Annotated in this window: 15 protein-coding genes; 6 read left to right on the top strand and 9 right to left on the bottom strand. The window is 46.3% G+C overall.

The window, feature by feature from the left end; all coding sequences use genetic code 11:
• The first annotated feature begins 33 nt into the window (after positions 1–33).
• Entirely contained in the window at positions 34–1128 is a 1095-nt protein-coding gene (ychF, locus tag VC178_RS02350; protein WP_323481501.1) for a redox-regulated ATPase YchF, read from the top strand.
• Positions 1129–1209: 81 nt separating this feature from the next.
• Here the strand turns inward: ychF and trpC are convergent, their stop codons facing one another.
• Genes trpC through rpe form a run of 5 tightly spaced genes read right to left on the bottom strand, consistent with a single transcriptional unit; the run spans position 1210 to position 5853 of the window.
• Entirely contained in the window at positions 1210–2013 is an 804-nt protein-coding gene (gene trpC, locus VC178_RS02345) for an indole-3-glycerol phosphate synthase TrpC (protein WP_323481500.1), read from the bottom strand.
• A gap of 10 nt (positions 2014–2023) precedes the next feature.
• Entirely contained in the window at positions 2024–3049 is a 1026-nt protein-coding gene (trpD, locus tag VC178_RS02340; RefSeq protein WP_323481499.1) for an anthranilate phosphoribosyltransferase, read from the bottom strand.
• A 23-nt stretch (positions 3050–3072) separates the two neighbouring features.
• A complete protein-coding gene (locus VC178_RS02335; protein ID WP_323481498.1) occupies positions 3073–3639 on the bottom strand; it encodes an aminodeoxychorismate/anthranilate synthase component II in 567 nt (188 codons plus the stop codon).
• Positions 3623–5128 (bottom strand): anthranilate synthase component I, encoded by a 1506-nt coding sequence (gene trpE / locus VC178_RS02330; RefSeq protein WP_323481497.1) that lies wholly within the window; start codon positions 5126–5128, stop codon positions 3623–3625. The genes VC178_RS02335 and trpE overlap by 17 nt, the downstream gene beginning before the upstream one ends.
• Positions 5128–5853: a ribulose-phosphate 3-epimerase gene (gene rpe, locus VC178_RS02325; RefSeq protein WP_323481496.1), complete on the bottom strand. Its 726-nt coding sequence runs from the start codon at positions 5851–5853 to the stop codon at positions 5128–5130. The genes trpE and rpe overlap by 1 nt, the downstream gene beginning before the upstream one ends.
• 49 nt (positions 5854–5902) lie before the next feature.
• On the opposite strand from rpe, the gene apaG reads away from it, so the two are divergent.
• The 3 genes from apaG to VC178_RS02310 all read left to right on the top strand — a co-directional run bounded on the left by apaG (position 5903) and on the right by VC178_RS02310 (position 8347).
• Positions 5903–6277 (top strand): Co2+/Mg2+ efflux protein ApaG, encoded by a 375-nt coding sequence (gene apaG / locus VC178_RS02320; RefSeq protein ID WP_215296174.1) that lies wholly within the window; start codon positions 5903–5905, stop codon positions 6275–6277.
• A gap of 137 nt (positions 6278–6414) precedes the next feature.
• Positions 6415–7545, top strand: a complete 1131-nt coding sequence (locus tag VC178_RS02315) for a murein transglycosylase A (RefSeq protein ID WP_323481495.1) — start codon at positions 6415–6417, stop codon at positions 7543–7545.
• Positions 7546–7570: 25 nt separating this feature from the next.
• On the top strand, positions 7571–8347 hold the full coding sequence (locus VC178_RS02310) for an enoyl-CoA hydratase (protein ID WP_323481494.1): 777 nt from the start codon (positions 7571–7573) through the stop codon (positions 8345–8347).
• A gap of 12 nt (positions 8348–8359) precedes the next feature.
• On the opposite strand, the gene VC178_RS02305 is transcribed toward VC178_RS02310, so the two are convergent.
• The 4 genes from VC178_RS02305 to bioA form a co-directional block, all read right to left on the bottom strand.
• On the bottom strand, positions 8360–9556 hold the full coding sequence (locus VC178_RS02305; RefSeq protein ID WP_323481493.1) for a M20 aminoacylase family protein: 1197 nt from the start codon (positions 9554–9556) through the stop codon (positions 8360–8362).
• Between the two features lie 80 nt (positions 9557–9636).
• Positions 9637–10356 (bottom strand): dethiobiotin synthase, encoded by a 720-nt coding sequence (gene bioD / locus VC178_RS02300; RefSeq protein ID WP_323481492.1) that lies wholly within the window; start codon positions 10354–10356, stop codon positions 9637–9639.
• Positions 10356–11588, bottom strand: coding sequence for an 8-amino-7-oxononanoate synthase (locus VC178_RS02295; RefSeq protein ID WP_323481491.1), 1233 nt, complete (start codon positions 11586–11588; stop codon positions 10356–10358). The genes bioD and VC178_RS02295 overlap by 1 nt, the downstream gene beginning before the upstream one ends.
• Complete coding sequence (gene bioA, locus VC178_RS02290; protein WP_323481490.1) at positions 11581–12930, bottom strand: adenosylmethionine--8-amino-7-oxononanoate transaminase; 1350 nt, start codon at positions 12928–12930, stop codon at positions 11581–11583. The genes VC178_RS02295 and bioA overlap by 8 nt, the downstream gene beginning before the upstream one ends.
• 89 nt (positions 12931–13019) lie before the next feature.
• Between bioA and bioB the strand changes: the two genes are divergently transcribed.
• Complete coding sequence (bioB, locus tag VC178_RS02285) at positions 13020–14057, top strand: biotin synthase BioB (RefSeq protein ID WP_323481489.1); 1038 nt, start codon at positions 13020–13022, stop codon at positions 14055–14057.
• Positions 14058–14067: 10 nt separating this feature from the next.
• Positions 14068–14700, top strand: a complete 633-nt coding sequence (gene coq7, locus VC178_RS02280; RefSeq protein WP_323481488.1) for a 2-polyprenyl-3-methyl-6-methoxy-1,4-benzoquinone monooxygenase — start codon at positions 14068–14070, stop codon at positions 14698–14700.
• Positions 14701–14795: the final 95 nt, after the last annotated feature.

The following is a 14795-nucleotide window of genomic DNA, read 5'->3' as shown; positions in this document are numbered from 1 at the left end:
TGATATCGAAACCAGCCCCTTTACAATAAAGCCATGTCTTTAAAATGTGGCATCGTCGGCCTGCCTAATGTCGGCAAATCTACCCTCTTTAATGCGCTTACCAAGGCTGGGATCGCAGCGGAAAACTATCCTTTCTGCACGATTGAGCCTAATGTAGGCGTAGTTGAGGTTCCTGACCCCCGTCTGGCTGCTTTGGCTGAGATCGTGAAGCCTGAGCGCATTCTGCCTGCCGCAGTGGAGTTTGTTGATATTGCAGGATTGGTGGCGGGCGCCTCAAAAGGCGAAGGTCTTGGCAATCAATTTTTGGCCAATATTCGGGAAACTGACGCTATTACCCATGTGGTGCGCTGTTTTGAAGATCCTAACGTGATCCACGTCGCAGGCAAGATTGATCCGATTGCTGATATTGGTGTCATTGACACCGAGCTAGCACTCTCTGATTTAGCGACAGTGGAAAAGACACTCAATCGTTCTACTAAAGCTGCAAAGTCAGGTAATGATAAAGAGGCTGCTGCTTTGGTGGCAGTCCTAACAAAAGTTCAAGCGCATTTAGACTCTGCTTTACCGGTGCGCAGTATGAATTTATCTGATGACGAAAAACTCCTCATTAAGCCCCTTTGCTTGATTACCGCAAAGCCTGCGATGTATGTAGCCAACGTAAAAGAAGATGGCTTTGAAAATAATCTTCATCTTGAGGCTGTCAAGCAACATGCTTCTAAAGAAAAAGCCCCGGTTGTGGCTGTATGTGCAGCAATTGAGGCTGAAATTGCCGATTTAGATGATGCAGATAAAACGGAGTTCTTAGCTGATTTAGGGATGGAAGAGCCGGGCTTAGATCGCGTCATCCGTGCGGGTTATTCATTGTTGGGTCTACATACTTATTTCACGGCAGGTGTTAAAGAAGTACGCGCTTGGACTATTCACCAAGGCGATACTGCTCCACAAGCCGCTGGTGTGATCCATACCGATTTTGAGCGTGGTTTCATTCGGGCGCAAACTATTGCTTATGATGACTTCATTCAATTTAAGGGTGAGTCAGGCGCTAAAGAGGCTGGCAAGATGCGCGCTGAAGGGAAAGAGTATGTTGTAAAAGATGGCGATGTCTTGAACTTCTTGTTCAATGTATAAATCTTGACGCATTACTCGTTTGAGCCCTAAATAAAAAAGCCCTTCTTGAAGGGCTTTTTAACAATGAAATTCAAAAGCAGCCTAGGAAAACAGCTCGCTGAGGGCGACGCCAGGATCGGGTGAGCGCATAAATGCTTCGCCAACTAAGAATGCATTTATATGATTGGCACGCATAAGTTGAACATCTGCGCGACTCAGTATTCCCGATTCAGTGACTAATATTTTATTGCTTGGAATAGAAGGTAGGAGCGAGAGAGTAGTTTGTAGTGTTACTTCAAATGTTTTAAGGTTGCGATTATTGATTCCCAGCAATGGTGTCTTGAGTTCCAGCGCTTGATCAAGTTCAGCAGCGTTATGCACCTCTACTAAGACATCAAGACCTAATTCATGAGCGCAAGCTTCAAGCTCTTTCATTTGGTTTAACTCAAGACAAGCCACAATCAGCAAAATAGCATCCGCACCAATCGCTCGCGCTTCATAAACTTGGTAGGGATCAATCGTGAAATCTTTCCGCAATACTGGAATGCTGCAAGCATCACGCGCTTGCTGAAGATAGTCATTACAGCCTTGAAAGTAATCGACATCTGTTAAGACGGATAAGCAGGCCGCACCATGTTTTTCATAGGACTGAGCAATCTCGGCTGGAATAAAGTTCTCACGCAAAATACCCTTGCTTGGACTCGCTTTCTTGATTTCGGTGATCACGCCAGCTTTACCCGCTGCGATTTTCTGCTCAATGGAGCGAATAAAGCCTCTAGGCTTTAACGCTGGATCTTGATTGTTTGCCTGCGCTTGATCGCGTTGATTTGCGAGCGAGAGTTGTTTTAAGCTTTGTGCAATCTCTATCTTTTTAGTTGCAACAATTTTTTCGAGAATATCGCTCATGAACCGTGATTTATTTAGATTGAGTTGCTGCAACGAAGGCATCTAATTTTTGTCGGGCAGCGCCTGATGTAATGGCAGCTTTAGCTTTTGCAATACCGCTGGCAATATCAGGGGCAACGCCAGCTACATACAGTGTGGCGCCTGCATTAAGGCAGACAATATCACTTGCTGCACCAGGCTTATTGTCGATGACATCAAGCAAAATGTTCTTGGATTCTTCAGCATTAGCAACCTTGAAACTACTAGTGAGAGCGGTATTTAATCCAAAGTCTTTTGGATGAATTTCATATTCACGCACAAGCCCGTCTTTAAGCTCGCCTACAAGAGTAGGGCCTTCAAGTGAAATTTCATCAAGGCCATCACGACCATACACTACTAAAGCATGTTCCATGCCGAGTGCCTCTAATACGCGCGCCTGAATACCAACGAGATCTGCATGGAATACACCCATCAAAATACGTTTAGCATCTGCTGGATTAGTTAATGGTCCCAGGATATTAAAAATAGTGCGCACACCCAATTGCTTACGAATCGGTACAACATTTTTCATGGCAGGGTGATGATTCGGTGCAAACATGAAACCAGCGCCAGCTTGAGAAATACATGCTGCCACTTGCTCTGCGGAAAGTGCGAGATTGACGCCAAGCGCCTCTAATACATCGGCGCTACCAGACTTACTGCTTACGCTGCGATTGCCATGTTTAGCAATTTTTGCACCTGCTGCCGCTGCAACAAACATTGCTGCAGTAGAAATATTGAATGTATGGGCTCCATCGCCACCAGTACCCACAACATCAACTAAATGAGAGCGGTCATCTACATGAACCGCAGTAGCAAACTCACGCATCACTTGTGCGGCGGCTGCGATTTCACCAACGGTTTCTTTTTTAGTGCGTAGAGCAACTAAGAGACCGGCTACAAGCTCGGGTGACATTTCGCCACTCATGATGAGGCGCATCATTGCCGTCATTTCATCATGGAAGAGTTCGCGATGTTCGATGCAACGTTGGAGGGCTTCTTGTGGAGTAATTGGCATGACGCTTTTATATGTTTGCTGAGTTACTTGTTTTCTAGAAAATTCTTGAGCAGGGCATGACCATGCTCAGAAAGAATTGATTCTGGATGAAACTGGACGCCTTCAACTGCCAATTCTTTGTGACGCACACCCATGATCTCTCCATCAGAGGAGGTGGCAGTAACTTCCAAGCATGCTGGCAAAGAGCTTTTTTCAATTGCCAAAGAGTGATAGCGAGTGACCTTGAATGGGTCTGGTAGGTTTTTAAATACACCAACGCCAGTGTGATGAATGCTATCCGTCTTGCCGTGCATTACTTTCTGAGCGCGAATTACCTTGCCTCCAAAAGCTTCACCAATCGCTTGATGACCTAAGCACACACCCAAGATAGGAATCTTTCCAGCATATTGCTTGATAGTCTCTACAGAGATACCAGCTTCTGCTGGGCTACATGGTCCCGGTGAAATGCAAATGCGTGCAGGATTGAGTTTTGCAATCGCTTCAACGGTAAGTTCATCATTCCGAAATACTTTGACGTCTTCACCTAGCTCAGCAAAGTACTGCACGAGGTTGTAGGTAAATGAATCATAGTTATCAATCATTAGGAGCATCGAGTCCTCCTTGTACTAAATCGGCCGCTGTTAATACTGCGCGTGCCTTAGCTTCAGTTTCTTTCCATTCAGCTGTGGGGTCTGAGTCAGCTACGACACCAGCGCCAGCTTGCGAGTGCAGCATACCATCACGAATGACCCCAGTACGAATCGCAATTGCTACATCCATATCACCGGAGAAAGAGAGGTAGCCTACTGCGCCACCATAAACACCCCGCTTCACAATTTCCATTTCATCAATGATTTCCATTGCCCGAATTTTTGGGGCGCCTGATAAGGTGCCTGCAGGGAAAGTGGCACGCAAGACATCCATATTGCTCATATTGTCTAAAAGATCACCCTCAACCGAGCTCACAATATGTTGTACGTGAGAGTACTTTTCAATAGACATAGAGTCAGTCACCTTGACCGAGCCTGTTTTAGCAATACGACCGACGTCATTGCGAGCAAGATCAATCAGCATGACGTGCTCAGCAATTTCTTTTGGATCTGCCAATAGCTCTTTGGCTAGGCGCTCATCTTCTTCTGGGTTGGCGCCACGGGGACGTGTTCCGGCTAGCGGCCGAATCGTCACAATTTTTTCTGCCGCACGTTTTTCTTGGCGTACTAAGATTTCTGGGGAAGAGCCGACGATCTGCATATCGCCAAAATCATAGAAATACATATAGGGCGATGGGTTCAATGAGCGCAATGCTCTGTAGAGCGCAAGCGGTGAATCGGTAAAGGGTTTGCTAATGCGCTGACCAATGACAACCTGCATGCAATCGCCAGCCAAAATATATTCCTTGGTTTTACGAACGGCATCTTCGAAATCTACCGCCTTGAATTTACGAATCAGATCGGTTTTACTGCTTGCCAAAGAAGGCGGCATGTTGAATTGCTTGCTCAGACAGGCCAGTAATTCTTTCAAGCGAGCCTGTGCTTTTTCAAAGCCATCAGTCAAGCTTGGATCAGCATAGACGATGAGATAAATTTTTCCTGCGACGTTATCAATGACAGCCAACTCTTCAGTGAGCATGAGTTGAATATCAGGAACACCCAGCTCATCTGGTAGTGAATGTTTGGCAAGACGTGATTCGATATAACGAACTGTGTCATATCCAAAGTAGCCAGCTAGACCTCCACAAAAGCGCGGTAGCCCCGCCTCTACTGCAACCTTAAATCTTTTGAAATAAGCATCTACAAAATCTAGTGGATTATCTGTATTGGTCTCAACTACTTTGCCATCAGTAAGCACTTCGTTAATGGGTTTAGATGGGGTGCCTACTGTACGAATAACAGTCCTGGCAGGAAGACCAATAAAGGAGAAGCGACCAAAGCGCTCGCCACCTAAAACTGATTCCAAAAGGTAGGTATTTTTTTTGCCAAAAGCTTGGCTCAACTTGACGTAGAGCGATAGCGGCGTTTCTAAATCCGCCAAAACCTCTTTCACCAGAGGAATGCGATTGAAACCCTGCTTTGCTAGGGCATTGAATTCCTCGCGCAGCATTAGGCTTTTCCTGACTTTCCTAACTCTGCGCGCATTGCGTCAATGACTTGGGCGTAATTCTCTTGACCAAAAATGGCTGAGCCTGCAACAAAAGTATCTGCACCTGCTTGTGCAACTTGCGCAATGTTATCGACCTTAATCCCACCATCTACTTCAAGACGAATGTGACGACCTGTCTCTGCTTCGTAGCGATCTAAACGGGAACGCACTTGAGTAATCTTTTGAAGAGTGCTTGGAATAAATGATTGACCACCAAAGCCAGGATTGACTGACATGAGTAGTACAAGATCTAGCAGGTCTAAGGTGTGATCCAAATGATCAAGTGGTGTTGCGGGATTGAAAACTAGCCCTGCTTGACAGCCTTGATCACGAATTAAATTCAATGTGCGATTCACATGAGGGCTTGCCTCTGGATGAAAGCTAATCAAATTGGCCCCAGCTTTTGCAAAATCAGGAACAATGCGATCAACCGGTTCAATCATTAAGTGAACATCGATAAGCGCAGATGTGCCATTTTTATTTGCATAGGGGCGAATGGCCTCACACACTAAGGGGCCAATAGTCAGATTAGGTACGTAATGGTTGTCCATCACATCAAAGTGAATCCAGTCAGCGCCAGCCCCTAAAACATCTTGTACTTCCTTGCCAAGGCAGGCAAAGTCAGCCGACAAAATGGAGGGGGCAATCAGAAATTGACGATCAGATGGTGTTTTTTGGCTTTCCATCCCTAGATTCTAGCTTGCAGTTGGCCTTGGGATGGAGCAGAATTCGAGCATGAATCCCCATGAAATCAGCATTACGGTTAAGACCCAGTACCTTCCAGACCAATCTGACCCAGATAATCGCCAATTTGCCTTTGCCTATACGGTCATCATCCGCAATACGGGATCAGCCAGTATTCAGTTGATTGCCCGCCATTGGTTCATTACAGACGGGGACAACGACGTTCAAGAGGTGCGCGGTCTGGGGGTTGTTGGTCAGCAACCTCTATTGCGCTCCGGCGAGCATTTTGAGTACACCAGTTGGGCTACCCTGCCAACGCCCGCCGGAACGATGCGGGGCGAGTATTTTTGCGTAACCGAGGATGCGCAGTTTTTTCAGGCGCCCATCCCAGAATTTGCACTGGTAATGCCCCGCACCCTCCACTAAGCAAGGGGCCTTATTTTCTGGAGGCTTACTTTTTGCCTTTGCCAGTCCAAAGGACGATGAATAATAAAAGTCCTAAGGCAATAGCACCCTCAAGGACAAACAGTAGCATTGGGTATTCATCGAGTAAATTGGCAATCATGATTTCTAAAGTTAAATTGTTCCAGACAAGTGTATTCGCTATTGTTGTTGCCAGCTTGCTGGTTGCTTGTTCAACGCCTCCTACTCGAAGTACGGGATATCGATCCAGTGGGTCGGGTACTGCACCATCCACCTATAGCTCATCCATTGCCAGTTTTAGCGCCGTATCTTGGCAAGTCTTACCGGGTTGGCAGGAAGATGATATGGCGCTGGCATGGCCAGCTTGGCTCAAGAGCTGCGAGGCCTTGCGCAGACGCAGTGGCGAAACCAACTGGCGCCAAGTCTGTAATCAAACTAACGGTGTCTCGAGCAGCGATGGCCAAGCGATTCGTCGCTATTTTGAAAATTATTTTCAGGCTTATGAAATTCGCAATAGCTCTGGAAGTGAGACAGGCTTGATCACAGGTTATTACGAGCCAGTCATGAATGGTTCGCAAACGAGAACCGGTATGTACAGCGTGCCGCTCTATGCCTACCCCAATGCTTGGAAAAAATCTAAGCCAAATCCAGGACCATCGCGAGCAGAGTTAATGAGCTCAGGAATGCTGAAGGGATCTGAAATTGCATGGGTGCAAGACCCTGTTGCGGCTGCGTTTATGCAAATACAGGGCTCTGGAAAAATTCGCCTTGAGGATGGTCGCGTTCTGCGTTTAGGCTACGCGGGTACTAATGACCAACCCTTTAAATCTTTTGCACAATGGTTGCTTGATCGCAAAGAAATTACACGTAGCGAGGCAACGATGCAGGGAATTTCACAATGGGCTAAGCGCAACCCAGAGCGTGTGCATGAAATGCTCAACGCTAATCCTCGGTTTGTCTTTTTCAAAGAGCTGCCAGGTAATGTAGAGGCTGATTTGGGCCCCAATGGTGCGCTAGGAGTACCTTTAACGAGTGAGCGGAGTATTGCGATCGATCTTCAGGCAATGCCCTTAGGCGCGCCTGTATTCTTGGCCACCACCAAACCCTTAAGTAGCCAGCCCCTGCAAAAGCTGGTAATGGCCCAGGATACTGGCAAGGCAATTGTGGGCGGCGTCAGAGCTGATTACTATTGGGGATCGGGTGAGGCTGCCGAAGAAATGGCGGGGCGCATGAAACAAAATGGCAAGATGTGGTTATTGTTGCCGCGTTAATGAATGTCACATTAGAAAGAAAACTATGAGCTACAAAACTATTTTGACTGAGGTAGATGGCAAGGTTGCCACCATCACTTTGAATCGTCCTGAGGTACTCAATGCACTTAACGATGAACTAATGGATGAGCTTGGCGCTGCATTATTGAGTTTTGACGCGGATGACAATATTGCTTGCATCATCGTTACAGGCAGTGAAAAAGCATTTGCCGCTGGTGCTGATATTGCATCAATGGCAAAGCGTAACTTGCAAGATGTCTATCGTCATAACTTTATTTCGCGCAACTGGGAGCATATGCAAAAAGTACGCAAGCCTGTAATTGCTGCGGTATCAGGCTATGCGCTAGGTGGTGGTTGTGAACTGGCCATGATGTGCGACACCATCATGGCGGCCGATAACGCTAAGTTTGCTCAGCCAGAAATTAAATTAGGCATCATCCCAGGCGCTGGTGGTACACAACGTTTGCCACGTGCGATATCTAAAGCGAAGGCGATGGATCTTGCGTTGACAGGTCGCATGATGGATGCAGCAGAAGCTGAACGTTCAGGCTTGGTATCCCGCGTCTTTCCCAAAGCGGATTTATTAAAAGAGGTGAAAGCAATTGCTAAAGACATTGCTGATATGCCTTTATTGACCACAATGATGGTGAAAGAGGCAGTGAATACTGCTTACGAAACTACACTGTCACAAGGCATTCATTTTGAACGCCGTTTGTTCCATACTTGCTTCGGAACGAATGATCAAAAAGAAGGCATGGCAGCATTTATTGAAAAACGCCCTGCCAAATTTACGAATTCTTAACGATTCAATTGCTTAATTTTTTTCTAGGTAGCGTTGAGCTAGTTTGACCCAATAGCTCACACCTACTGGTATCAAAGCGTCATTGAAGTCATATGAAGGATTATGAAGATGGCACGGTCCCATGCCATGTCCTACAGAGCGATGATCACCATCGCCATTGCCTAAAAAAACGTAGCAACCAGGCTTATCTAGCAACATAAAAGCAAAATCCTCTGCACCCATGGTTGGGTCAATCGAGGTATTTACATTTTGCTCACCAACTAACTCGCTCATCACCTCGCTGGCAAATACGACTTCCTTTTCATGATTGATTAATGGCGGATAGTTTCTTGAGAGCTGAATTTCCGCCTGACAATCAAATGCAGCTGCGACCTGATGGGTGATATCTCGCAAGCGTTGCTCAATTAAATCTAAGACCTCAAGCGTAAAGGTGCGAACAGTGCCGCCAATGAACGCACTATCAGGAATGACATTGCTGGTCTCGCCTGCATGAAATTGTGTGACTGAAAGCACAGCTGCGTCTACAGGTCGTTTATTACGGGTAATGATGCTCTGTAGGGCCAGCACTACTTGTGCACCCGTAAGCACGGGATCAGCGCTGTTGTGCGGCAAGGCGGCATGACCACCTTTGCCAGTAATAGTAATTTCAAAAGCATTACTCGATGCCATCATTGGGCCAGCAGTCACGCCAAAATGACCTTCAGCCAAACCGGGCCAATTGTGCAATCCAAATACAGCATCACACGGAAACTGCTCAAACAAGCCATCTTTGATCATTTCGCGAGCACCGGCACCACCCTCTTCGGCCGGCTGAAAAATAAAAATCACCGCACCTTTAAAGTCGCGATGATTCGATAAATATTGTGCTGCGCCCAAGAGTATGGCAGTGTGACCATCATGACCGCAGGCATGCATCTTTCCAGGATTACGAGAGGTGTGCGCGAAGTTGTTGTGTTCCTGGAGTGGGAGTGCATCCATGTCTGCACGCAAACCAATCATCTTGCCTGCGCCTAAATCTCCATCTAGTCGTCCAACCACCCCGGTTTTGCCCATGCCACGAAAGACAGTAATGCCCCAGCTTGATAAAGCTTCTGCAACAAGATCAGCTGTGCGGTTTTCTTCGAAACGCAATTCAGGATGAGCATGAATATTGCGACGAATATCTTGGATTGCTTCTGTGGATGCGACGATTTCAGGAAGTAAATGCATGCCTTTATCTTATCTGAAAGTGGCTCTAGGCGCACCCTAGCTGGGCTTAATGGGGCGATTACAGATAGCTATGAATGTATTTATGCATTGGGTAGTTGAATGTGCTGTGCAGCAAATTCGAGCGCTTCTACAGAGTAGGGGCTGTTATCAGGCTTTTGAATTGCAGCGGGCAATTGAGGGATCAGCCCTAAAAAAGGAGCATCTATCTTAGATTGCAGCGATTCGATATTTTCAGTGAGTAAATGCATTTTTTGAAAAAGGGTATTCGCAACCCAGCCAGCAATTTTTAAGTGGCGCACCTTGATTGCTTCTATGGTGAGTAAAGCATGATTCATGCAGCCTAATTGCATGCCTACAACCAGAATAACCGGTAAATTGATTCGCTCTGCGAAGTTTCCCAAATCTTCATGATCATTTAGTGGGGTTAAAAAACCACCAGCCCCCTCCACCACTACACAGTCGCTTTGCTTCTGAATCTCACTGTAAGCTCTCATCATTGTGTCAAGCTCAAGCTGAATATTTTTAGATTTAGCAACTAAGTGGGGTGCTGCTGGAGTATCTAAAACATAAGGACATAGAGTTAGTTGACCTGGGGCTAAATTCGAAGCGATACGTAAAGTCTCTATATCTTCATTGAGCCATTGACCTTCATTGCTTTGATAGGTGCCAGCAACCACAGGCTTAAAGCCAAGAACATGTTTACCTTGCTTACGCAATTTGAGAATTATGGCGCCGCTGACTAGCGTTTTGCCAACTTCAGTATCCGTGCCGGTAATAAAGAACCCAGGATGTTGATTCATCAAAGACTCTTTTCAATCACTTGTTGTTCGATTGACTGTAGTGTGTTGATCAGGGCGCGCAGATCATCTTCGCTATGGTTTGCAGAAAACGTAATACGCAAGCGTGCACTGCCTGCGGGAACGGTGGGCGGCCTAATTGCCGGAATCCAATAGCCTGCATCATCCAATAACTGAGCCGCTAATAAAGCATTGGCATTGCTACCAAGAATCAGTGGCTGAATGGGTGTGCTTGAAGAAATCTTTTTCCATGCTGAGAAATGCATTTCTTTTTGCCAGATATCAATCAGTTTATCTAAGTGAGTGCGGCGTTGTTTGCCTTCATTTGTTTCAATGATCTCTAGGCTTTTGAGAAGTGCATGGGCAATCGCAGGGGGCGTAGCTGTGCTGTAGATATAAGGACGACCCTTTTGAATCAGCCACTCGATAAAAGAGTCTTGTGCGCAGATAAAAGCACCACTGACCCCAGCAGCCTTGCCTAGCGTGCCGATATAGATGATACGATCCGAGCAAATATTCTTTTGCTCCAAAATGCCATGACCCTGTTTACCTAGCACTCCAAATCCATGAGCATCATCTACCATCAAGAGGGCATCGTATTGCTCAGCAATAGCTAGCAGTTCTTTGATAGGCGCGAGATCACCATCCATGCTGAACACGCCATCAGTCACAATCAATTTAAAAGGCCTGGCATCCTTTTTGATTGCTTCAATTAAAGAGTCTAGTTGTGTGTGATCAAACAGCGTCACTACAGCGTTGGTTTGTGCGCTCGCTAAGCGAACACCATCAATCAAAGAAGCATGATTGAGTTTTGCTGAATAAATACTGGCATTACCCGGAGAAGCAAGCCTTACCAAGCCAGTAATAGCCGTGAGGTTTGCAAGATAGCCGGTACTAAAAAATAATGTACGCGGCTTAGGAATGTGGTGGCTCTGAAATGCAGCCAGTCTTTTTTCTAGTAGCTCATGGGCAATGCTATGGCCACTGATGAGGTGGGAGGCACCACTTCCTACGCCGTATTTTTGACCGCCCTCAGACCATGCATTGGCAATCTCAGGGTGGTTTGCAAGACCAAGATAGTCATTACTACAAAAGGCTTTCAGTTCTCGTTCTTCTATCAATACTTTGGAATCGCAAGGGGATGAAGTAATACGCAGCTTGCGCTTAAGTAATTGCAGATCTAAATCTGCAATTTGCTCTTCTGCTAATTTGAGCGCATTAAAAGATTTAGACATTTACAACCTGATTGAGTGCACGTTGTACTGCCTGACCCATTTGCTCAGTTTCTTGTGCAGACAAAATATAGGGAGGCATTACATAAACGGTATTACCAATTGGTCTCATCAAAATACCTTCATTCAAACTCTTTGCAAACATCTCGCGAGGAAAAGTATTGGCATATGTGAGCTTAGAAGCTTTGACATCAAACGCCAAGATCATCCCTTGTTGGCGCCAATGCTCAATGCGGGCATCTGATTTAGCCCAAGCAAATGCATTGGCTAAATCTTGTGAGCGAATGATATTTTTTTCAAGAACTTGTTCTGTTTCAAAGAGCTCGAGACTGGCTAGCGCTGCTGCGCAAGCCAGTGGGTTACCAGTGTAAGAATGCGAATGTAAGAATCCATTCTTGGTTTGATCGTTGTAAAAGGCGCGATAAATTTTATCGGTAGTCATACAAAGCGACAGGGGTAAATACCCTCCGCTAATTCCTTTGGAGAGCGTTAAAAAGTCAGGCCAAATTCCAGCATGTTCGCAGGCAAAGAACTTTCCGCTGCGACCGCATCCTACCGCGATCTCGTCCGCAATTAGGTGGACTTGATAGCGTTCACATAAATCTTTAATGAGTCGTAGATATTCGGGGGAATACATCGCCATTTGGCCAGCACATTGCACGAGCGGTTCAATAATGATTGCGGCAATCTGTTCATGCTCTTTTGCAAATAATTGCTCGAGCTCATTCGCTGCCTGTCTTGCAACATCCTCTACGCTTTCACCATTTTTTGCTTTACGCACATCGGGTGAGCTTACTGTGTAGACATCCTGCAAAAGCGATCCGTAAGCCTCTCGGAAAATCGCAACATCGGTAACCGCAAGTGCACCAAGCGTTTCTCCGTGATAGCCATTTTCAAGACAAACAAACTTTTTCTTTTGTGGTTTGCCATTGAGTTGCCAAAAGTGGTGACTCATCTTTAATGCAATCTCCACTGCGGAAGCGCCATCAGATGCGTAGAAGACGTGACCTAAATTCCCTTTGGTCAGTACTGCTAGTTTTTCAGATAACTCTATTACTGGAGGGTGTGTGAAGCCGGCAAGCATGACATGCTCAATCTTTTCTAGTTGTCTAGTGATGGCTTGAATGATGTGAGGGTTCGAGTGTCCAAAGAGATTGGTCCACCATGAGCTGATGCAATCGAGTAGGGCATTTCCATGCTCGTCATACAGCCAGGCTCCCTTGCCTTTAGTGATCGCCACCAGCGGAAAAGATTCATGGTGTTTCATCTGCGTACAGGGATGCCAAACAGCAGCTAGGCTGCGATCTACTAAGCTGGTTTGATTTAAATCAGAAATAACCTTCATGTTTGATATTTGACCACTAGTTTTTCCTAATTCAGGCTTGTATCTGTTATGTTTATGCCTTGGATTGACCTATTTTCTGGAATTTACCGATGCAGTACGCTCAAACCGTAGAAAAACCCCTGACCCAAGTCAAATCGAAAGCTGATTTGCGAAAAGAGCTTGATGTATCTGGTAAGTGGTCGGTTGCTCAGGTTGAGGCCCTATTTGCCTTGTCTTTCAATGAGTTAATGCTCAAGGCCCAAGAGACCCATAAAGCTTATTTCCCTGAGGGTGATGTGGAGTTAGCCACTTTGCTGTCGATTAAGACTGGTGGCTGCCCAGAGGATTGTGCATATTGCCCCCAAGCTGCTCGCTATGACACTGATGTGAAGGCTGAAAAGCTTATGGGTCTAGAGGAGGTTTTAGAGGCGGCTAAGGCGGCTAAGGCGGCTGGTTCGAACCGTTTCTGTATGGGCGCTGCTTGGCGCGAACCCAAAGATCGTGACATTGAAAAAGTGACCGCCATGATTAAGGGGGTTAAGGCTTTGGGTCTTGAGACTTGCGCCACCTTAGGCATGTTGGAGGCTGAGCAAGCCCAGGCCCTGTCAGATGCGGGCTTAGATTTTTATAACCACAATCTTGATACGAGTGAAGATTTTTATCGCTCCGTGATTTCTACCCGCGACTATCAAGATCGCTTAGATACGATTTCTCATGTTCGTTCAGCAGGCATGTCCGTTTGTTGTGGCGGCATTGTGGGGATGGGCGAATCCCGTGAACAGCGTGCCGCATTTTTGACCCGTTTAGCTAACTTGAGCCCTTATCCCGAGTCAGTGCCAATCAATCATTTAGTGCCAGTTGCAGGTACACCATTGGCGGATCAAAAGCCTCTAGACCACCTTGAATTTGTCAGAACAATTGCAGTTGCCCGCATCACGATGCCTCAGGCACGCGTGCGTTTATCTGCTGGTCGACAAGAGCTTGGCAGGGCTGTTCAGGCTATGTGTTTCTTGGCCGGCGCCAATTCCATTTTCTATGGTGAGCAACTACTCACTACCGCTAATCCTGAGGCTGAGCAAGACCGTGCGCTTTTGGCTGAGCTGGGCCTCAAGACCAAGCAAAGCTGTAAAGCCGAGGTTTTAGTTTAAGTTTATGGCCATGACCTCGCCCATTGATAAGCTGATTATTGAGTTTGATACCGCCTTGCGATCTGTCTTTGGTGGGGCAAATGCTGGGCGACCAACACCAGGGTCAGCATTGACTCCAAGCCATTCTTTGGATGCAGCGGAACGTAAACATGCTGCAGGTCTCATGCGCGTCAATCACGTTGGCGAGGTGTGCGCGCAGGCGCTCTATCAATCACAAAAATTAGTTGCCAGAAATCCGCAAATTCAAGAGATGTTCAATCATTCCGCTCAAGAAGAAATGGACCACTTGGCATGGTGCGAAACTCGCCTGCAAGAGCTTGGTTCGCATACCAGTTATCTCAATCCATTATGGTACGCAGGATCCTTTGCAATCGGCTTGGCAGCTGGCTTAGCGGGTGATCAATGGAGTCTAGGTTTTGTGGTTGAAACAGAAAAGCAAGTTGAAAATCATCTTCAGAGTCATCTTGAAAAATTACCACCAGAAGATCACCGCTCACGCGCGATTGTTGATCAAATGCGGATCGATGAAATTGAGCACGGACAAGCTGCCTTGCATGCTGGCGGAGTAAGCTTGCCTGAGCCAGTTCATAAAATGATGCAGGCCGCATCTAAAGTGATGACTACAACCGCTTACAAAATTTAAGTTGCCTGATAGTGGTACTGAAGAGTTTGAAAATAATTTTTTTTGATTTATTTTTTACAGATACTGTTTATAAAAACAGTATCTTTATCCATTAT

The organism is Polynucleobacter sp. AP-Sanab-80-C2 (assembly GCF_035012965.1).
In the GTDB taxonomy this organism is placed as follows: Bacteria; Pseudomonadota; Gammaproteobacteria; order Burkholderiales; family Burkholderiaceae; genus Polynucleobacter.
This window is presented reverse-complemented; position numbering and strand designations above follow the sequence as displayed.

What these genes read in the sequence shown, in the direction of transcription:
- ychF (WP_323481501.1), top strand. Translation starts at nt 34, where the DNA reads ATGTCTTTAAAATGTGGCATCGTCGGCCTGCCTAATGTCGGCAAATCT.
- trpC (WP_323481500.1), bottom strand. Translation starts at nt 2,013, where the DNA reads ATGAGCGATATTCTCGAAAAAATTGTTGCAACTAAAAAGATAGAGATT.
- trpD (WP_323481499.1), bottom strand. Translation starts at nt 3,049, where the DNA reads ATGCCAATTACTCCACAAGAAGCCCTCCAACGTTGCATCGAACATCGC.
- VC178_RS02335 (WP_323481498.1), bottom strand. Translation starts at nt 3,639, where the DNA reads ATGCTCCTAATGATTGATAACTATGATTCATTTACCTACAACCTCGTG.
- trpE (WP_323481497.1), bottom strand. Translation starts at nt 5,128, where the DNA reads ATGCTGCGCGAGGAATTCAATGCCCTAGCAAAGCAGGGTTTCAATCGC.
- rpe (WP_323481496.1), bottom strand. Translation starts at nt 5,853, where the DNA reads ATGGAAAGCCAAAAAACACCATCTGATCGTCAATTTCTGATTGCCCCC.
- apaG (WP_215296174.1), top strand. Translation starts at nt 5,903, where the DNA reads ATGAATCCCCATGAAATCAGCATTACGGTTAAGACCCAGTACCTTCCA.
- VC178_RS02315 (WP_323481495.1), top strand. Translation starts at nt 6,415, where the DNA reads ATGATTTCTAAAGTTAAATTGTTCCAGACAAGTGTATTCGCTATTGTT.
- VC178_RS02310 (WP_323481494.1), top strand. Translation starts at nt 7,571, where the DNA reads ATGAGCTACAAAACTATTTTGACTGAGGTAGATGGCAAGGTTGCCACC.
- VC178_RS02305 (WP_323481493.1), bottom strand. Translation starts at nt 9,556, where the DNA reads ATGCATTTACTTCCTGAAATCGTCGCATCCACAGAAGCAATCCAAGAT.
- bioD (WP_323481492.1), bottom strand. Translation starts at nt 10,356, where the DNA reads ATGAATCAACATCCTGGGTTCTTTATTACCGGCACGGATACTGAAGTT.
- VC178_RS02295 (WP_323481491.1), bottom strand. Translation starts at nt 11,588, where the DNA reads ATGTCTAAATCTTTTAATGCGCTCAAATTAGCAGAAGAGCAAATTGCA.
- bioA (WP_323481490.1), bottom strand. Translation starts at nt 12,930, where the DNA reads ATGAAGGTTATTTCTGATTTAAATCAAACCAGCTTAGTAGATCGCAGC.
- bioB (WP_323481489.1), top strand. Translation starts at nt 13,020, where the DNA reads ATGCAGTACGCTCAAACCGTAGAAAAACCCCTGACCCAAGTCAAATCG.
- coq7 (WP_323481488.1), top strand. Translation starts at nt 14,068, where the DNA reads ATGACCTCGCCCATTGATAAGCTGATTATTGAGTTTGATACCGCCTTG.